Below are 18,105 nucleotides of genomic sequence, written 5' to 3' on the forward strand. Positions count from 1 at the left end.
ACGATCCGGCGGCGGCAAATGTGACACATAGATTCATAGCAGACTCTGGGACGCAAGCGCGATGAAAGACACTGCCATCAATCTGCGGCCCGGCAACGCCTTCATGCATGAAGGAAAGTTGCTGGTCGTGGTGAAGAACGAGATCAACCAGCCGGGCAAAGGTGCCTCCGTCGCGCAGATCGAAGCGCGTGATCCGCTTGTCGGAACGAAGACGAACCTGCGTTTCCGTACCCAGGAAAGCATCGAGCGCGCCGACCTGTTCGAAACGGATTACCAGTATCTGTTCGAGACCGACGGCGTCTATACCTTCATGAACAACGAGACTTTCGAGCAGATCGAAGTCCCTGGCGACATTATCGGCGCGCCTAAGGCGTACCTGCAGGAAGGCATGATCTGCGCGATTCAGACCCACGAATCCGCGCCGATCAACGTGACCCTGCCGAAAACCGTCGTCATGACGGTTGTCGAAGCCGATCCGGTCGTGAAGGGCCAAACCCAGTCTTCGTCCTACAAGCCGGCGGTTCTGGAGAACGGCGAGCGCGTGCTGGTGCCGCCGCATATCGAAACCGGTACCCGTATTGTGGTTCATACCGCGGACGGCGCCTATTCGGAACGCGCCAAGGATTGATGACGTGCCGGCCGCTCAAAGGTTTCAGGCGGCCCTCCCTTCTTCGATCGACTAAGCGGCCAAGGTCGCGGTAACAAACGAAATAAGGAAATTCGCCATGGCGATCCGGTCCGCCAACCTGAACGTGATGATGCGCGCCGCCGAGAAGGCGGGCCGCGCCCTGGTGCGCGACTTCGGAGAAGTTGAGCAACTTCAGGTGTCCCGGAAGGGGCCGGCCGATTTCGTCAGTTCCGCCGACAAGAAGGCAGAGGACATCATCCGCCGCGAATTGCAGAAGGCGCGGCCGGATTACGGCTTCCTGATGGAAGAAGGCGGGGAAATCGTCGGTGAAGACAACGCCAACAGGTTCATTATCGACCCGCTGGACGGCACGACGAATTTCCTGCACGGCATGCCGCACTGGGCGGTTTCCATCGCGCTGGAACAGAATGGTGCGGTTACCACCGGCGTCGTCTATGACCCGGTCAAGGACGAGATGTTCTGGGCCGAAAAAGGACAAGGTGCGTTCCTGCGCGACAAACGCCTTCGCGTTTCCGGCCGCACCAAGATGGCGGACAGCGTTTTCGCCACCGGCATCCCGCATATGGGCATCGGCGGCGGCCCGAAAGGCCATCAAACCTTTATCCGCCGCCTGCACGCTATCATGGGCTGTTCCGCAGGCGTCCGCCGCTGGGGCGTGGCCTCGCTGGATTTGGCCTATGTGGCCGCCGGCCGTTATGAAGGGTTCTGGGAACAGGGCCTGCAGCCCTGGGACGTCGCCGCTGGTCTGATCATCGTCAAGGAAGCGGGCGGTTTCGTTACGGATCTGCAGGGCCGGGACTTCAAACTGAACAGCCCGGTCGTGGTCGCCAGCAATGCTGGCATCCAAAACGCTTTCGGCAAGACGCTGCGAGAGTCTGAAAAGTCCGAAAAGCAGTCTTAAGCGGTATTAATCTACCGACATCCCCCATATCGACGGCAAATCCAAGGGCTGATCAACGAGAGTATCTGTTGAGCCCTGCAAGTCACTCGGATAATGTAACAATGTTAATTGGCCGGATGGGAGAATCCGCCGATACTGTTACTTGGTGACCGGCGCCTTTTATTTGGTGCCGCTCATATGATTCGTTTGGAGCCGCTTTCTTGGGTGACGACATGAACGACATAACAGCATCTGTCGCCGTTTCTTGCCGGGGCAAGAGCGCCGACAAGCCGCTTTCGCGTCTTCGCCTATCCGGCATGGCCGCCGCATTGGCCTTCGCGTCACTGGGTGGGTCAATCGGAACTTCCTTGATCACCGCGCCAGCCCTGGCCCAAACGAACGGCCCGACGAAATATTATACGGGCGTCGCCGTCATCGGCGATCCGGTCGAGGTCAATACGAGCGCGTTGGACAAGCTCGGTCCCCCGCCCGACATGCGCCAACTGCTGCGCCAACCCGCCGTCGTATTGGGCGCGGGCAGTCCGGTGACCCAACGCAGCACGACCTTGAACGGCCGCGCGCCGGTTTCCGGCCTGACCGCGAATGCCCCGACAAGTCTGCTCGCCTCGCCGAGCGCTGCCCCACGCTCAGGCCTGGTTTCGGGTCAGGGCCAAAGCATCGCCGCGGTACCGCCGTCGGGTGTATCCGCCCCGGTATCGGGGCTGGAATCCACGGCGCCGCGTGTCGCCGCCCTGCCGCCGCAGCCCCCCACCACCGCAGCGCCCGCTGCCACCGCTGCGCCCAGCCCGGTTCCCGCCAAGCCCGAGCCGGTCCGCGTCACGACACAACCGCCGCCGAAGCCTAGCATCGCCGAAACGCCGAAACCCGTCGCCGCTACGCCGAAACCGGCTCCTGCACCGACCCCGGCTCCGGCTGCTGCGCCCAAACCGGTTGCCCAAACACCGAAACCCGCACCCGTTCCGGCGCCCACACCGGTCCCGGCGAAGCCGGAACCGACAGCGGTGGCCAAGGCACCCGCAGCGGCATCCGCGCCGACGCCTGCGCCCGCACCGGCACCGGCCCCTGTACCGGCCCCCGTTCCGGCCAAAGTCGAAATCCCGAAGATCGAAGCGCCTGTCGTCGAACCGGCAGAAAAACCGATCGCGGCAACCGTTGCGGAAGCACCGAAAGCGACGGCCAATGTGCCCACACCGGCCCCGGCGAAACCACAAGTCGCCTCCGTCAATCCCAATGCGGTGGTGGAGAGCGGCGACAAGGTCAGCATCCAGTTCGGCAATACGTCGTCCGAACTGCCGCCCGGTTCGGAAGCGGCGCTGGATCGGATGGCAGAACGCCTGAATGCCAACCCGGAAATGCGCGTCCAGTTGATGGGATATGCCAGCAACAGCGGCGAAACCGCGAGCGAATCCCGGCGCCTTTCGCTGTTCCGTGCCTTGGCTGTACGAACCTATCTGATCAAGAAGGGCGTGCGGAGTACGCGTATGGATGTCCGCGCCCTGGGGAACAAGACAGACGGCGGCGAAGGCAATCGGGTGGATGTGATACTTCCGGGCGCGACAGGCTGACGCCGACACAGTGCCGAACCGGCGCGAACCGATACGGGATGGTTCGCATTTGGGCCGGGTAAGACCAGATCGCGGATGACGTTAACGGCTGCTAGCCGGCCTGAGGCTTGCACGGCAGCGGAACCAAAGAGGCGAACGTGACACGGCCCATCGGTTTTCTGATTCGGATGATCCTGTTTCTTGTGCTGGTCGCAGCCGGATGCCTGCTGATCTACGAAGCGCTGATCGGCGCCTTCCTGGCCAACGTCTTCCTGAACGGTACGATCGTCTTTGCACTCATCGTCGGGATCGGCATCGATTTCTGGACCGTCGGCCGCCTGAACCGCGAGATCAACTGGATCGAGAATTTTCGCCGCGGCGCGCATGGCGCGCAGACCAGCATCGCGGCACCGAAACTGATGGCGCCCGCGGCGACCATGCTGTCCGAACGCAGCGATCGCAGCATGACCCGCCTCAGCCTGTCCACAACGGCGATGCAAACCCTTTTGGACGGCATTGCCGTGCGCCTGGACGAAGCGCGAGAGATCAGCCGGTACATGGTCGGCCTATTGGTGTTTCTTGGTCTGCTCGGCACCTTCTGGGGTCTGCTGCAAACGGTACAAAGCGTCAGCAGCGTCATCGCCGGCATCGATGTCGGTGGGGCAAATGTCGGTCTCGCCTTCGAAGAATTAAAGGCAGGGCTGGAAGCGCCACTTTCCGGCATGGGCACGGCTTTCAGTTCCTCCCTCTTCGGCTTGGCCGGTTCGCTGGTTCTTGGATTTCTGGGCCTGCAGGCAGGACAGGCGCAAAACCGGTTCTATAACGATCTGGAGGAATGGCTCAGCAGTCTGACGCGCCTCAGCGGCGGCGGCGCGACGGCCATCGGCGACGGCGAACAATCGGTCCCGGCCTATATCCAGGCATTGCTGGAGCAGACAGCAGATAGTCTGGAAAGCCTGCAGCGCACGATCGCAAGAGCGGAAGAATCGCGGGCGTCGTCCCATACGGATATCGCGGCGCTATCCAGCAGCCTGGAAACATTGACGACGACGATGCGGACGGAACAGGACCTGATGCTGAAACTGGCGGAAGGCCAACAGCGGCTGCAGAACGTCATGGAAGCCATGGCCAAGCCCGCTGCCGGACAGGATCAGATCATGGTCCGACATCTGCATAATATCGAGACGGGCCTCAACCGCATGATCGATCAGGCCAATACGGGACGCGCCGAAACCATTCAGGAAGTCCGCAGCGAAATTCGTCTATTGGCCCGCACCATTGCGGCCATCGCCGAAGGCGACGATTAAGGACATGCGGTCCGCTGCAAAGACATCACGTGAAAGACCGGGTTCGGACCGGGCAGGTTTGCCATGGCACTAGCACGGCGCGGTAGGACAAACCTCGACATATGGCCGGGTTTCGTCGATGCGCTGGCGACGCTTCTAATGGTGATCATCTTTCTTCTGATGATCTTCGTGATTTCCCAACTCTACCTGAATGAAGCGCTGGTCGGTCGCGACGAAGCCCTGGAGAAACTAAACCGGCAGATCGCCGATATCGCTGAGCAATTGAGCCTGGAACAGTCGGCAAACGAAGACCTGCGTTCGAATATCGAGAGCCTGTCCACGCAACTGCGTGCCAGTCTGGCGGAGCGCGACGAGTTGCAGGCCTCCCTTGGCGCGCTGAGGATCGAACGCAATTCGGTGTTGGCGAGGCTTGAGACGGCGGAAAGCGCGGCCGATGCGTTGCGCGCGAAGATGCAGGAAAACGAAAGTCGGCTTGCTGACAGCGACGCCCTGCTGTCCCGCACGAGGGAGGAATTGGAAGACGCCTACAAGGTTGTGGAAGCGAACAAGGAAACGATCGAACTGCAGTTGAAGGAGCTCGATACCCTAGCCGAAGACATCAACGCCCTGACCGCCCTGCGCCGGGAATTGCTGCAACAAGTCGCCGATCTGGAAGCCTTAAGTGAAAAACAGACTGAGGAACTGACCGAATTGTCGAAGACGGTCGACAGTCAGGCCCTGGAAATCGGCGCACAGGAAGAGGAACTTAAGGCGAAGACCGAAGAACTTGCCCTGCGCGCGGCCAGACTGGCCGCTTTGGAAAAGGCGCTGGAGGAAAAGGAAGCTGAGATCGCCGACAAGGACGAAGCGGTCCGCTCGCAGTTGAAGGAAATCGACGCCCAGACCGAAGCCGTTCTGTTGGCCCGGGCGGAATCGGCGCGTCTGCGCGAACAGATCGCCGCGTTGAACGAACAGATCGCCGCACTCAATCAAACGCTGGAAGCATCCGAAGCGCGGGACAAGGAGCAGAAGGCCCAGATTGTCGACCTGGGCAAGCGGCTGAACCTTGCGCTGGCCAGCAAGGTGCAGGAACTGGCGCGCTATCGATCCGAATTCTTCGGCCGGCTCCGGGAAATCCTGGGCAACCGCCAGGATGTTCGTGTCGTCGGCGATCGCTTCGTCTTCCAGTCGGAAGTGCTCTTCGCGCAAGGCTCAGCGGAACTCGGCCCGGCCGGGCAGGAACAATTGGGACAATTGGCCGATACCCTGATCCAGATTTCCCGCGACATTCCGAGCGAAATAAACTGGGTACTGCGAGTCGACGGACATACGGACAGCGTACCCATCGCCACGGCGCGGTTCCCGTCCAACTGGGAATTGTCGACTGCGCGCGCGATTTCGGTAGTGAAATTCCTGGAACGACGCGGGATCCCATCGCAGCGTCTCGCGGCCACCGGGTTTGCCGAATTCCAGCCGCTGGACGACCGAGATGACGAAATCGCCTATCGCCGCAATCGTCGCATCGAATTGAAGCTGACCGAACGCTAAGGCGCCCGGCCGTCTCTCTAGGACATTCTATGACCCTGGTCGCGCAGGATTTCCCGTGCCGCGTTGTGGCCGGGAATCCCTGAGACCCCGCCGCCGGGATGCATTGACGACCCGCAGATATAAAGCCCTCGGATCGGTGTGCGGTAATCCGCGTATCCCGAGACGGGACGCTGGAAGAAAAGCTGGTCGGCGGATAGTTCCCCGTGAAAAATATGGCCCTGCGGCAGGTTCACGCGCGCCTCAATATCCGGCGCGATCAACAGATCCTCAGCAATGATGTCGTTCGAGAAACCGGGTGCGAACCGTTCCACCGCGTCGATGACCGCCTTGCGGAAGTTCGCTTTTTCGACGGCCCAATCCCCGCCTTTTAGTTCGTAGGGCGCATGGCCGCCGAACAGGTTCACGACATGCTTGCCCGGCGGCGCCAGCGTATCATCGACGATGGTCGGGCAGACGGGTGTAATGAACGGCGCCTTGGAGAACCATCCGTATTTCGCATCATCATAGGCACGTTCCAGGTACTCGATATCGGGCGCGATATGCATGTAGGTCGGATAGTCGAAGTCACCCAAGGCACCCTCCGACCGCAACCGGTCGAGAATGCGGTATTGCGGCGGCCGATCGCAGGCGATGTTCATCTTGAAGGCGGTCGAGAAACTCCGGTACCCCCGGATCTCCCGCAGCACTTCGTCCGGCAAATGCTTCTCGTCAACCAGATCGCGATAAAGGACCGTCGCCGAAGCGTTTGACGCAATCACGGGCGCGGTGAATTCCCGCCCATCCTCGGTGACGACCGCCGTCGCCGTTCCGTTTGAGACGCGCACCTCGGCTATCTCCGCCCCGGTCACGATTTCCACATTCTTGGTGCGCGCGTAGGAAGCGAGCGATTGAGTAATCTGCCCCATGCCGCCTTTGATGAAGCCCCATCCGCCGGCGCCTTCATGCTCCCCCATCACGTGGTGCATGATCACATAGGCCGAGCCCGGCGTCTTCGGACCGGCGAAAGTACCGATCGATGCGTAATAGGCGAGGACCGCCATGACACGGTCGTCTTCGAACCATTCGCGCAGGAAGTCATATGCGCTCATCGTCAGCATATCGACGATCCGGTACATCTTCCGGCCGATCTTGCGGTACTTCCAGGCCATGGAGGCCATATCCTTGAAGCCCTTCCAATCACGCCGGGCCGGATCGACCGGCGTATCGAAAAGCAGTTTCCGAACGATATTTGCGGCATCGTTCAGATAGGCGTCGAATTCGGGGTATATTTCCGCATCCTTCTTGGAGAACCGCCCAAAGGATTCCTGCGTCTTCTTCATATCCTCGGAAAAGAGGATGTAGTCGTCACCATCCAAGGGCGACGCCATGTCGGAACAGGGAAGAACTTCCAGGCCGTGTTTGCCGAGGTCGAAATCCCGGATAATTCGAGGATGCAGAAGACTCATCAGATAGGAAAAGGTGGATGCGCGAAATCCCGGGGCGAATTCCTCCGTCACCGCGGCACCGCCGATCACGTCGCGGCGTTCCAGGACCAATACGCTCTTGCCCGCATTGGCAAGGTAGTTCGCGCATACCAACCCGTTGTGCCCCGCGCCAATGATAATGGCGTCATAGGATGATTTCTTCGGCACCGACTGCGAGGCCATGGGATTCGATCCTTTCGGGAGAAGCATTGGACGCATTGCCCTTGTGAACTTTATGATAAAAAAATTCACTTAACAGGACTTATCGTGTCAATAGTTCATTTTCTTGATTTCAATTTCCGAGCCCGGCATAAGGTCGAAACGCCTCGTCTCCAGCCATTGGCAATATGAATTCGAGCAGATTGAAATGAGCGACACGCTGCCCAGAATACTGCGCCCCTCCAATGCCGAGGGTTTGGCCCCCGGAGAGGATACCGGCATCCGGGTGCAGGACATGTCCGAGATGGACGAACGGGTCGGTGCGGAAATCAAAGGTCTGCGAAAGGCCCGCGGGATGACGCTGGCCGAGCTGGCACAGGCCGCCGGCTTGTCGAAAGGCCATCTAAGTCAGGTCGAACGCGGCATTTCCAGCCCCTCGGTCAAGGCGCTGCACAGTATCAGCGTCGCCCTGGGCGTCACGGTCAGTTGGTTCTTTCCCCGCGCCCAACAGGAAGACTCGGACCTGACCCAGTTTGTCGTCCGCGCCGGTGCCCGCCGCGCCTTGCGATACAAGAGCGGCATTGTCGACGAGCTACTGTCGCCGACCCTTGAAGGCGAGATCGAGCTGCTGCGCTGCATCTTCCCGCCGGGCGCCAAGAGCGGGGAAGAGTTCTACAGCCATCAGGGAGAGGAATCCGGCATCGTGATTTCCGGACGGCTGGATCTATGGGTCAATGACCGGCACATCGTGTTGCAGGAAGGGGATAGTTTCGCCTTCAAGAGCGATCAGCCCCATCGTTACGAGAACCGGGGACGGGTGGAAACGATCGTGATTTGGGCGGTTACTCCGCCCACCTATTGAAGCCCGACAAGAACCGACCGATCGTCAGGCGCGGAGGAGGTCGAAACCGCCATCGGGGCGCAATTGCGTCAGATAAACCTGATCGGAACCCTGATTGCGGTTCGGACCGAAAGACAGTGTGAACCCATCAATATCCAGATCGTGCTGAACACCGGTCGCGGCCTCGACGAAGGCATCGCGCGTCAAGGGAGTTTCAGTGGCGGATAGGATTTCGGCTGCCGCCAATCCCGTGACATAACCTTCCAGGGATTGAAAATCCGGCTCCGAACATATGCCGTGCCGACGGGCGTTTTCGAGGTAACGGCGGACGATACCCTGGTACCTGTCGGTCGGTAGTGGCACCACTTGGCTGATGACGACACCGGCGCCGTCGGTGCCGACCTGGCGCGCAAAATCCCGGCTGCCGACGAAGGAAATGGTCGCCATCGGGCATTGCAGCCCGCCCTGTCGGGCCATTTGCACGAAAGCCGCCGTCGGTCCGGCCGTTCCGGCCATGAAAATGATACCCGGTTCGGCTTGGCGGATAAGATCGTAAGCTGGTTGGACATCGCCCGTCTGCCGCTCATACGCTCCCCGCGCCGCCAAGGCGATGCCCCGGGGTTCAAGCGCCTTGACCAGGGCCGCCATAACCGTCTGCCCGTAGGCGTCACCCTGGAACAGCAGTGCCGGCCGCTTGGCCCGGACAGTTCCCGTCATCCATTCGACCAGTTGGTCGACTTCCTGTTGATACGATGCCCGAATATTCAGGACGTGGCGGAAGGTCGGGTCCCTCAGAAAAGTCGCACCGGTCACCGGCCCGATAAAGGGAATGCCGCCGCCGCGCGCAACGAGTTCCGCCAGTTTCGAGGTCGGTGTCCCAACCGACCCGATCAGGCCAAAGACCGAACCGCTCCGTACCATCGCACGGACATTGCCCAGGGTACGTTCCGGAACGTAGCCGTCATCCTCCGTTTCAAGTTTCAGCTTCCGGCCACCGACGCCTCCACCGGCATTCACTTCCGCGAAGGCCAGTGCAATCCCGTCCCGCATGGCCGTCCCCAGACTTGCCGCACCGCCGGTCAAAGGCGCGCTTTGCCCGAAGGTGATCTCGTCATCCGTTATCCCCGCTTCCGCGCGAACCTCCCCCAAAAAGACGCCCGCCCCGTCTTGGATTTTCTGGACGCCGTTCCGCACTTCCTGCATTCGGTCTTCGAAGCTTCGCATCCGGGCGAGAATTTCTTCCGCATTGGCGGCAATTTCCTGGTTTGCCGTTTGCTGCTCCTCCACTGCGGAGGCGACGACACCGGCGTTCGTGTTGAGTTCTTTCACCGCCGCACCGATGGCACCTGTCGCCTCCGTCACGCGACCGGCCGCCGACTCGACCGCGGAGATAAGGGCCTTCACCCTGTCGGTCGCATCCGCGGTCTGTTGCGCCAGTGTCTTCACCTCATTCGCGACGACGGCGAAACCGCGCCCCGCCTCGCCGGCCCTTGCCGCTTCAATTGTCGCATTCAGGGCCAACAGGTTGGTTTGTCCGGCTATGGTCTGGATGATGTCGGCGACACCGAGGATATCGCCGGCGGCCGACCCGAGTTCCGATGTGGTTTCCGTCGCAATACGGGTCTGTTCCGTCATCCGTTCCGTCAGCGACGCGGTCTGTTGGGTCATTCGGCCGATTTCGGTAACGCTGGCCGAACTTTCCGTCGCGGCCGACGCCACTTGAGCAACCCGATCCACGCTGTCCGTCGAATCTCCAATCGCATCGGCCACATGGGATTCGACACCGGATATAGAGCCAGAAACCGCCGCCTCGAAGTTCTCGGCAAGAGCCGTCATTGCATCGCGGCGTTGCCGTTCGGCGGTCCCCTCCTCCAGCGTGTGGTCCTCTATGATCTGACTGAGAGCGGCGAGGCGCGACCGCAGACGCTCGGCCTGTTCGACCAGTTGGTGAAGCGGAGAGCTTACCGGAAAATCCGGCATCGGGGCGTCCAACCGCCCATCGACGACATGCCGGATCGCCTCCGTCACCGCGGCCAGCCCCTCGTCGATAGTTGCCCCGCCGTCCTGGATCGGGCCTGCCGCCGCGCGATCCGCCTGATTGCCGGAACGTGTAGGTAATCCGAGCTTTCTGAGACGTTCCAAGAGCGCCTCCCCACCACCGTTCTTCAAATGCCGGCTCTGTCGGTCCAGCTTGCAGGAAAGCTTATGGGGCGCTCAGAAGGACGTCCATTTGTCCGTTCGTACTATGGGGTTATCTCTTCCGCCGGGAAACCGACCCGAAAGTGCGGAATATCGATACCGGTGACGACTACTGCTTGGGCGCCGCGGCGTCGAGAACGTAAAGAAACGCATCGCGCTTCTCGCCTTTGACGGTTCGGAAATTCGCCACGCGTTTCTCATTCCGCATTCCGATCCGTTCCAGAACCTTGTGGCAATCGAGATTGTCCACGTCCGAGAGCACGGAAATGCGCAGCAGGCCAAAATCGCGGAAAGCCGAGGGCAAGACGCCCAGCAATGCCTCGGTCATGTAACCTTGGCCGCGGTAGTCCGGATCCAGCGTGAAGTCCAACTGCCCGATCGGTACCGGGAAAGGCTCGACCGTCAGTCTGATAGTACCCACTACATGTGTCAGCCCACCGGGGACAATTGCCAGCGCCAGGGCCGTGCCCGCATCAAGACCTTCGGGCCGGATCTGATCCTTAACATATGCGGACAGGGTTTCCGGCTGGCCGGGGTCTATCGGGACATAAGGGCAATAGTCCTCGCGCCCCGCATAGCCAAGGACGCGCGGTTCGTCGGCCGCCTCAATGGGCCGAACCCTCAATCGATCCGTTCCGATAAACACCATAATACCTAAAAGCATGTTCCCGATTCGCGGGCATTCGCGAAGCGGAAATAAGCGTTTCTTCCCCGGTGCGCCAGTTCAATCGGATTCGCCGGACACGCAATGCCTGCCAGACACGAAAAATCCAGAAAATAGGCGGTTTTCTCGGCTTGCCTTTTCGAGTGCGAAGGCGTACAAGCCCCCGGTCCGGCGCACGGAACTTCGGTTCGTGCGCCCAACTGTTTTAGCATGGAGACGGGCGATGAAAGCGGAAACCCATCCCGAATACCACGAAATCACCATCCAGATGGTGGACGGGACGTCTTATAAGACCCGCTCGACCTGGGGTAATGAGGGCGACACTCTGCGCCTGGAAATCGATCCGACCTCCCATCCGGCTTGGACGGGTGGTCCGACGCGCATCTTGGAAGGCGGCCGCGCGGCCCAGTTCAACAAGCGCTTCGGTTCTTTCGGCCTCAAGTAAGCGGTTCGGCCACTTTCTCCACGCGACCGTCCGCACAGGGCGCCGCGCGCTGGCGGGAAAGATGGGCAGACAGCGGAAAGGCGTTCCTTCGGGGACGCCTTTTCTTTTATGGGCACGGCGCCCCACGGCGGGCTGATTTTCGCCTTCCGCCCCCCTCTTGAAACGCCGTAAACAGTGCCTAAATCTCAGTTGTTCCGAAAGCGATGCCGATTGGGTCGCCCATTAATCGGGACTGAAAGCGGTCAGACCACACGGTGGGCCGCGCTGATTTGAACCATATCGCTTCGAAGGAGGATATGACGATGCGTACTTATGATCTCTCCCCGCTTTTCCGGACTTCCGTCGGTTTTGACCGCATGGCGCGCATGATCGATGCGCTTTCCAGTGAACAGTCGAACGGTTATCCCCCCTACAATATCGAAAAACTCGACGAGAACGCCTATCAGATTTCCATGGCGGTCGCCGGCTTCAGCGAAGACGAATTGACCTTGGAAGTGAAGGAAAACGTCCTCGCCATTTCCGGTCGCAAGGAACTCGACGAAGAAGCCGAGGCTCAGCGCGTCTACCTCTATCGCGGGATCGCCGAACGCGCCTTTGAGCGCCGCTTCAATCTGGCCGATCATATAAAGGTCCAGGGTGCCCTGCTTGAGAACGGCCTGCTTCATGTGAAGCTGGTTCGCGAGGTTCCGGAAGAATTGAAACCCCGCAAGATCGAAATCGCCACCGGCAAGGCGAAGAAGATCGCGTCCAAGTAACACGTAACCCGTCAACTTCCCCCTGACCTCGTCTGCCGTTCCACGGAGCGGCGCACGAAGCCAGACCGTGAGGGCGGCCCCTCCCCGATCTGTCTCCCCTAGGATCGGGACGGGGGCCGCCCTTCTCGCATTAGCCTTCCTTATCCAGGCATCGGAATTTCATGCTTGCCGGGTCTGCCGCTTGCAGCTCATCCTTGGTTCGCATGATTGGCGAGGCAGAGGGTGAAACGGATGTACACGGTGTTCGATTTCGACGGTAGCGGCAACGGCTACAAAGTATGGCTTTTGCTGCATTTCCTGGGACAGGAATACCAACGGGTCGGGGCCAATATCCTACAAGGCGAAACCCATACGGAAGACTTCCTGAAGATAAATCCGATCGGGAAGATCCCCGTTCTGGTATTGGAAGACGGCCGGTCACTGCCGGAGTCTAACGCTATCATGCATTACCTGGCTGAGGGCACATCCTGGCTACCGGAAGACCGGTTCACCCGGGCACAGGTCCTGTCCTGGACCTATTTTGAACAGTACAGCCACGAACCCAATATCGCGGTGCTGCGTTTCTGGAGACATTTCCTTGAGATGACGCCGGAACTTGAAGCGCAGGCGCCGGAAAAGGAAAAGCGCGCCCATGCAGCCCTTGCGGTGATGGAAAAGCAACTCTCGCATACGGACTGGTTGGTGGGTACGGGGCCGACAATCGCCGACATCGCACTGTATGCCTACACGCATGTCGCCGACGAAGGCGGCATCAGCCTGGCCGACTATCCTGGAATCAATCGTTGGCTCGAGCGTTTCGCGAGCTTGCCGAACTATGTGCCCATCACCTATCACGACTAGGTGGTTTCCTATAGCGTGATGGCGAAATGAGCGAAGATACCAAGCGCAGCGATGCGTTGCCGGAAGGCGCGCATACCGATTTCAGCGACAGCATGAGTTATGGCGGGTATTTGCGCCTGGACACTTTGCTCACAGCGCAAAAACCGGTTTCCGACGCCCATGACGAGATGCTGTTCATCGTCATCCATCAGGCCACGGAACTTTGGATGAAATTGATCATCCATGAGATTCGCGCAGCCATGCAGGCTTTGGATCGGGATGCGTTCGGTCCGGCCTTCAAGATGCTCTCCCGCGTGGCTCGAATACAGACCCAGATGATCCAGTCCTGGTCGGTCCTGTCCACGATGACACCGGCGGACTATCTGACCTTCCGCGACGCCCTCGGTCGAAGCTCCGGTTTTCAATCCGCGCAATACAGGGAGATTGAGTTTCTGTTGGGCAACAAGAGACGTCCCATGCTCGCCCCCTTCGAAGAGACGCCGGCGGTACATGCGCATCTGGCGGAAACGCTGGAGAGCCCAAGCCTATACGATACCGCCTTGCAGGCACTGAAACGCCGAGGCTATCCGGTGTCCGATGCTGTTCTGAATCGCGACAGGACGCGCCCGTATCAAGAGGATGACAGCGTTCATGATGCTTGGACCAACGTGTACAAGGCGCCGGATGACAATTGGGAACTCTACGAATTGGCTGAGAAACTGGTCGACCTTGAAGACAGTTTCCAGCAATGGCGGTTCCGCCATTTGGAAACGGTAAAACGCATCATAGGCCATCGGCGCGGCACCGGCGGGACGGCAGGGGTCGGATATCTGGAGCATGCATTGTCCTACACGTTCTTTCCGGAACTGTGGTCGCTGAGAACAAAGCTATGAACCGCGAGAAGAAGATGGCCATCACCGGGGAATGTTTTTGCGGACAGATCACCTATCGAATCGACGAACCGCTCAAGAATGCCCGTTCCTGTCATTGTTCACGTTGTCGCAAGATTTTTAGCGCCCAGGCGTCGGCCTATGCGGAAGTCGAACCAGGGTCATTCCTCTGGACCAGCGGAGAAGACTTGTTGAGCGCCTATGAAACCGAAAATGGTTTCGACGTCAGGTTCTGCAGAAAATGTGGGTCGACATTGGCAGCGACCATCGACGGCAAAGTTCACGGCGTTACGCTCGGCTGCGTCAACGGTGACCCACAGGTCGAGATCGGCATGCACATCTTCGTTGGGTCCAAAGCAGCCTGGGAGAGGATGCCAGACGGCGTAACGCAATTTGACGGCGCACCGCCTAAGACTTAACGGCTGTCACGTTACGCTCGCCTTTCCAGCGATCAGAACGACCATCCGTTTGAGAACCTCCAGCATTTCGACCAACTCCGCTTCGTCCCTGGCTTCCTTCTTGAAGGTTTTCGCCGAATTGACGACATAGGCCGACAACCGGTCCACGTTCAGTCCGGCCTTTTCGATCTGTTGCGCATAGGGCGCAAGTATGTCGCGCATCGTATCGGTGTAGCGGTCGTAAGCCCTGTCCAATTCGCACGTCGCCGCGTCCTTGAAGCCGATGACGAAGTCCGCCGCGTCCGGCATCGCCGCAATCATTCTGTAGGGGGCGAGGGTCATGTGCTCGAACATCGTCGATAGCTTCGCCTCCAACCCTTCCTGTTTCGCACATTCCTCGTCGATTGCTGCGGACGTGCGGCCGCAGGTCAGTCGAATGACACCGCGCAGAACATCTTCCTTGCTGGGATAGACTGTGTAGAGCGTCTGGCGCGAAACCCCGGCCTCGCCGGCAATGTCCCCCATCGTCGTGCGCTTCATACCATAGCGCTCGATAACCCGCAGGGCTGCTTCGGCGAACTGCTCTTCCCTTTCCGTCATGTTAGACATCTTGACATTTACCGACCAATTGTCAATTATACAAACGAACGCTGATTGTAAGATCGTCCAAACCGTTTCAGTAGCACAATGACCGCCCCGCGGAAAGTTCGGCGACCAACCGGCCGGGGCGACCGGGAAACCAGAAAGACCCATTCATCGACGCGCTGCAGTGACGCTAACAGATTCCCTCAAAATCCGGACTATTCGCCGGGAGGGGACAACGGACCGATATCTGCGATGAGCTTCAAGTACCTCTAAGACTTTCAATCCGAACGCCAACCGATAGAGGGACATCACGGCGATGAAATTGAACATCAACGGAAAACAGGTGAGCGTGGAGGCGGAACCGGGCACTCCCCTGCTTTGGGTCTTGCGCGACAATCTGGGTATGACAGGCACCAAATTCGGTTGCGGCGTCGCTTCCTGCGGTGCCTGCACGGTGCATGTAGACGGTGAACCCGTCCGGTCCTGCTCGACCTATGTCGACGATCTGGAAGGGACCGAAATCACAACGATCGAGGGCGTGAACGGCCCGGCAGCGCAGGCGGTTCAGACCGCTTGGCGGGATTTGGACGTGGTTCAATGCGGCTATTGCCAGTCCGGCCAGATCATGTCCGCGATCAATCTACTGGCCACGAACAAGAAGCCGACCGACCAGGACATCGACGACGCCATGGCGGGTAATGCCTGTCGCTGCGCCACCTATCACCGCATCCGGGCCGCAATCCATCGCGCATCCGAGATCATGGAGGCCTGATCATGAGCATTCAGACATCAAGACGCACCCTGCTGAAAGGCGCCGCGGCGTCCAGTATCGCGCTCGTCATCGGCATGCGCGCCAACGGCACCTTCGCCGCCGCGCCGACCGTCGCCCATCTCAATCCTTTCGTCAGCATTTCCGACGACGGCGTGGTTCACGTCATCATCAAGCATTTCGAAATGGGTCAGGGCACGACAACCGGACTGGCTACGCTGGTGGCCGAGGAACTGGACGCGGACTGGAACCGTGTCGCCGTCCATTTCGCGCCGGCCGACAAAGAGAAATACAAGAATCTGTTCTTTGGCGCACAAGGTACCGGCGGCTCCACGGCCATGGCCAACAGCTACATGCAGTACCGGCAGGCCGCCGCGGCGGCACGGGCCGTCCTGGTCCAGGCTGCGGCGGAAATGTGGAACGTCCCTGCATCCCAGATAACGATCTCCGGCAGCGTCCTGAAAGCCGGCGACAAGCGGGCCGATTTCGGTGAAGCAGCCGTCAAGGCGTCGGGTCTGACCGCGCCAGAAAACCCGGTGATCAAGGATCCGTCCGAATTCCGCTTGATCGGCCTGGACCGACTGCCGCGCAAGGACTCGCATCTGAAAACCACCGGCCTCGCCACATTCGCCATGGATGTGAAAGTACCCGGTATGGTCTATGCCGTCTTGATCCGTTCACCGCGTTTCGGCGGAAAACTCGTTTCCTTCGATGCTTCCGGCGCCGAGAGCATTCCCGGTTTCGTCGGGGCGAAGGCCCTGCCCACCGGTGCGGCAATCGCCGTTTATGGCAAGAACACCTGGGCGGCGATCCAAGCCCGCGATGCCATCACGGCCGACTGGGATTTCAGTGCCGCGGAGAACCGGTCGACAGACGAACTCACGGCCTATCACCATTCACTCCTGGACACGCCCCAATTCGAAGCTGTCGAGGGTGCGGATCGTTCCGCGACCGAGGCCGCGGTCGCCGCAGCGGATCAGGTCATCGAAACGGAATTGACCTTCCCTTTCCTGGCCCATGCGCCGATGGAGCCGTTGAATTGCGTCATCGAACCGACGGAGACCGGTATTCGTGTGCATGACGGCTGCCAATTTCCGGGGGCGGTAAAGCCGACCCTGGCGCATGTCCTGGAAATGGATCCTGAGCAGATAGAAATCCGGACCGTGTATGCAGGCGGTTCCTTCGGCCGGCGGGCGACAACCAATGCGGACTATCAGGTGGAGGCCGCCATGGCCTTTGCGATGCTGGGGCGCAAGACGCCGGTCAAGCTGGTCTGGACACGCGAAGATGACATCAAGGGCGGTTACTATCGGCCGATGTTCGCCCATCGCGTCCGGGTCGGCCTGAAGGGCGGCAAGATCTCGGCCTGGGACCACAGGGTGGCGGGCAAACCGATCATCAAGGGCACGCCATTCGAATCCCTGGCCATGCCTCCGGGCAGTCAGGTCGATGCCACGTCGGTCGAAGGCGTCAACGACAGCCACTATGCGATCCCGGCGATGTCCGTCGGCCTGTCAGATGCAGAGACGCAGGTGCCGGTGCTTTGGTGGCGGTCGGTCGGCCATACCCATACCGCTTTCGCCATGGAAACGACGATCGATCAGGTCGCGGAAGCGCTCGGCAAAGACCCGGTCGCCTACCGGCTGGAACTTCTGTCGGACGGTGGGAAGGATCAGGAACGCCTGGCCGGCGTCTTGAAACTGGCTGCTGAAAAGGCCGGATGGGGCAATCCGTCCCCCGGGCGGCATCAGGGCATCGCGGTCCATAAATCCTTCAACACCTATGTCGCCGAAGTGGTGGAAGTCTCCGTCAATGAGGGCGCGGTCAAGATCGAGAAAGTTGTCTGCGCCGTCGATTGCGGTACCGCGGTTAATCCGGATGTCATCCGGGCACAGATGGAAGGCGGGATCGGCTACGGTCTGGGCCACGTAATAAGGAACCGGATTACGTTGACCGAGGGAGAAGTGGACCAGTTCAACTTCCCCGATTACGAACCCCTGCGCATCAACGAGATGCCGGTGGTGGAGGTTCATATCGTCGCCTCCGCCGAGGCCCCCACCGGGGTTGGGGAACCGGGTGTTCCTCCTGTCGGTCCAGCACTTGCCAACGCCATCTATGCTGCGACGGGGACGCGGGTCTCCCGACTGCCGATGACGGAAAGCGGCGTCAGCTTCGCCTGAGTGTCGCTTG

The 18,105-nt window shown here is 60.0% G+C and carries 17 protein-coding genes; 13 read left to right on the top strand and 4 right to left on the bottom strand.

The genetic code is table 11. The features are described 5' to 3' along the window. Positions 1-61 precede the first annotated feature (61 nt). From efp to ACQK2G_RS14340, 5 genes are all read left to right on the top strand, one after another. Positions 62-628, top strand: coding sequence for an elongation factor P (gene efp, locus ACQK2G_RS14320; RefSeq protein ID WP_425405715.1), 567 nt, complete (start codon positions 62-64; stop codon positions 626-628). Positions 629-725: 97 nt separating this feature from the next. Further along, entirely contained in the window at positions 726-1,550 is an 825-nt protein-coding gene (locus ACQK2G_RS14325; RefSeq protein ID WP_425405716.1) for an inositol monophosphatase family protein, read from the top strand. Positions 1,551-1,762: 212 nt separating this feature from the next. After that, complete coding sequence (locus tag ACQK2G_RS14330) at positions 1,763-3,115, top strand: OmpA family protein (protein ID WP_425405717.1); 1,353 nt, start codon at positions 1,763-1,765, stop codon at positions 3,113-3,115. A gap of 137 nt (positions 3,116-3,252) precedes the next feature. Next, positions 3,253-4,401: a flagellar motor protein MotA gene (locus ACQK2G_RS14335; protein ID WP_425405718.1), complete on the top strand. Its 1,149-nt coding sequence runs from the start codon at positions 3,253-3,255 to the stop codon at positions 4,399-4,401. A gap of 63 nt (positions 4,402-4,464) precedes the next feature. Then, positions 4,465-5,928, top strand: a complete 1,464-nt coding sequence (locus ACQK2G_RS14340) for a peptidoglycan -binding protein (protein WP_425405719.1) — start codon at positions 4,465-4,467, stop codon at positions 5,926-5,928. A gap of 17 nt (positions 5,929-5,945) precedes the next feature. On the opposite strand, the gene ACQK2G_RS14345 is transcribed toward ACQK2G_RS14340, so the two are convergent. Beyond that, entirely contained in the window at positions 5,946-7,574 is a 1,629-nt protein-coding gene (locus tag ACQK2G_RS14345) for a phytoene desaturase family protein (RefSeq protein WP_425405720.1), read from the bottom strand. A 184-nt stretch (positions 7,575-7,758) separates the two neighbouring features. Between ACQK2G_RS14345 and ACQK2G_RS14350 the strand changes: the two genes are divergently transcribed. After that, positions 7,759-8,412 carry a helix-turn-helix domain-containing protein gene (locus ACQK2G_RS14350; protein WP_425405721.1) on the top strand — a complete coding sequence of 218 codons (654 nt, stop codon included), beginning with the start codon at positions 7,759-7,761 and terminating at the stop codon, positions 8,410-8,412. A gap of 24 nt (positions 8,413-8,436) precedes the next feature. On the opposite strand, the gene ACQK2G_RS14355 is transcribed toward ACQK2G_RS14350, so the two are convergent. Both ACQK2G_RS14355 and ACQK2G_RS14360 read right to left on the bottom strand, forming a co-directional pair. Further along, on the bottom strand, positions 8,437-10,533 hold the full coding sequence (locus ACQK2G_RS14355) for an ABC transporter substrate-binding protein (protein ID WP_425405722.1): 2,097 nt from the start codon (positions 10,531-10,533) through the stop codon (positions 8,437-8,439). A gap of 166 nt (positions 10,534-10,699) precedes the next feature. Further along, on the bottom strand, positions 10,700-11,254 hold the full coding sequence (locus ACQK2G_RS14360; RefSeq protein ID WP_425405723.1) for a GNAT family N-acetyltransferase: 555 nt from the start codon (positions 11,252-11,254) through the stop codon (positions 10,700-10,702). A 223-nt stretch (positions 11,255-11,477) separates the two neighbouring features. Between ACQK2G_RS14360 and rpmE the strand changes: the two genes are divergently transcribed. From rpmE to ACQK2G_RS14385, 5 genes are all read left to right on the top strand, one after another. Beyond that, positions 11,478-11,699, top strand: a complete 222-nt coding sequence (gene rpmE / locus ACQK2G_RS14365) for a 50S ribosomal protein L31 (protein WP_425405724.1) — start codon at positions 11,478-11,480, stop codon at positions 11,697-11,699. 302 nt (positions 11,700-12,001) lie between these two features. Beyond that, a complete protein-coding gene (locus ACQK2G_RS14370) occupies positions 12,002-12,454 on the top strand; it encodes an Hsp20 family protein (RefSeq protein ID WP_425405725.1) in 453 nt (150 codons plus the stop codon). Positions 12,455-12,685: 231 nt separating this feature from the next. Continuing rightward, entirely contained in the window at positions 12,686-13,294 is a 609-nt protein-coding gene (locus tag ACQK2G_RS14375) for a glutathione S-transferase family protein (protein ID WP_425405726.1), read from the top strand. A gap of 26 nt (positions 13,295-13,320) precedes the next feature. Further along, positions 13,321-14,166: a tryptophan 2,3-dioxygenase gene (gene kynA, locus ACQK2G_RS14380; protein ID WP_425405727.1), complete on the top strand. Its 846-nt coding sequence runs from the start codon at positions 13,321-13,323 to the stop codon at positions 14,164-14,166. Then, positions 14,163-14,582: a GFA family protein gene (locus ACQK2G_RS14385; RefSeq protein ID WP_425405728.1), complete on the top strand. Its 420-nt coding sequence runs from the start codon at positions 14,163-14,165 to the stop codon at positions 14,580-14,582. Before kynA ends, ACQK2G_RS14385 begins: the two co-directional genes overlap by 4 nt. A gap of 6 nt (positions 14,583-14,588) precedes the next feature. Here ACQK2G_RS14385 and ACQK2G_RS14390 read toward each other — a convergent pair whose 3' ends face one another. Next, positions 14,589-15,161, bottom strand: coding sequence for a TetR/AcrR family transcriptional regulator (locus tag ACQK2G_RS14390; protein WP_425405729.1), 573 nt, complete (start codon positions 15,159-15,161; stop codon positions 14,589-14,591). A 301-nt stretch (positions 15,162-15,462) separates the two neighbouring features. On the opposite strand from ACQK2G_RS14390, the gene ACQK2G_RS14395 reads away from it, so the two are divergent. Then, positions 15,463-15,918, top strand: coding sequence for a (2Fe-2S)-binding protein (locus ACQK2G_RS14395; RefSeq protein ID WP_425405730.1), 456 nt, complete (start codon positions 15,463-15,465; stop codon positions 15,916-15,918). 2 nt (positions 15,919-15,920) lie between these two features. Then, positions 15,921-18,095, top strand: a complete 2,175-nt coding sequence (locus ACQK2G_RS14400; RefSeq protein ID WP_425405731.1) for a molybdopterin cofactor-binding domain-containing protein — start codon at positions 15,921-15,923, stop codon at positions 18,093-18,095. The last annotated feature ends 10 nt before the right edge of the window (positions 18,096-18,105 follow it).

The organism is Hwanghaeella sp. (assembly GCF_965227365.1).
GTDB lineage: Bacteria > Pseudomonadota > Alphaproteobacteria > UBA8366 > Aestuariispiraceae > Hwanghaeella.

Bases quoted from the DNA above. Each gene is read 5' to 3' on its own strand.
- ACQK2G_RS14385 (WP_425405728.1), top strand. From the start codon at position 14,163: ATGAACCGCGAGAAGAAGATGGCCATCACCGGGGAATGTTTTTGCGGA.
- ACQK2G_RS14395 (WP_425405730.1), top strand. From the start codon at position 15,463: ATGAAATTGAACATCAACGGAAAACAGGTGAGCGTGGAGGCGGAACCG.
- kynA (WP_425405727.1), top strand. From the start codon at position 13,321: ATGAGCGAAGATACCAAGCGCAGCGATGCGTTGCCGGAAGGCGCGCAT.
- ACQK2G_RS14360 (WP_425405723.1), bottom strand. From the start codon at position 11,254: ATGCTTTTAGGTATTATGGTGTTTATCGGAACGGATCGATTGAGGGTT.
- ACQK2G_RS14345 (WP_425405720.1), bottom strand. From the start codon at position 7,574: ATGGCCTCGCAGTCGGTGCCGAAGAAATCATCCTATGACGCCATTATC.
- ACQK2G_RS14330 (WP_425405717.1), top strand. From the start codon at position 1,763: ATGAACGACATAACAGCATCTGTCGCCGTTTCTTGCCGGGGCAAGAGC.
- ACQK2G_RS14350 (WP_425405721.1), top strand. From the start codon at position 7,759: ATGAGCGACACGCTGCCCAGAATACTGCGCCCCTCCAATGCCGAGGGT.
- rpmE (WP_425405724.1), top strand. From the start codon at position 11,478: ATGAAAGCGGAAACCCATCCCGAATACCACGAAATCACCATCCAGATG.
- ACQK2G_RS14325 (WP_425405716.1), top strand. From the start codon at position 726: ATGGCGATCCGGTCCGCCAACCTGAACGTGATGATGCGCGCCGCCGAG.
- ACQK2G_RS14340 (WP_425405719.1), top strand. From the start codon at position 4,465: ATGGCACTAGCACGGCGCGGTAGGACAAACCTCGACATATGGCCGGGT.
- ACQK2G_RS14375 (WP_425405726.1), top strand. From the start codon at position 12,686: ATGTACACGGTGTTCGATTTCGACGGTAGCGGCAACGGCTACAAAGTA.
- ACQK2G_RS14370 (WP_425405725.1), top strand. From the start codon at position 12,002: ATGCGTACTTATGATCTCTCCCCGCTTTTCCGGACTTCCGTCGGTTTT.
- ACQK2G_RS14400 (WP_425405731.1), top strand. From the start codon at position 15,921: ATGAGCATTCAGACATCAAGACGCACCCTGCTGAAAGGCGCCGCGGCG.
- efp (WP_425405715.1), top strand. From the start codon at position 62: ATGAAAGACACTGCCATCAATCTGCGGCCCGGCAACGCCTTCATGCAT.
- ACQK2G_RS14390 (WP_425405729.1), bottom strand. From the start codon at position 15,161: ATGACGGAAAGGGAAGAGCAGTTCGCCGAAGCAGCCCTGCGGGTTATC.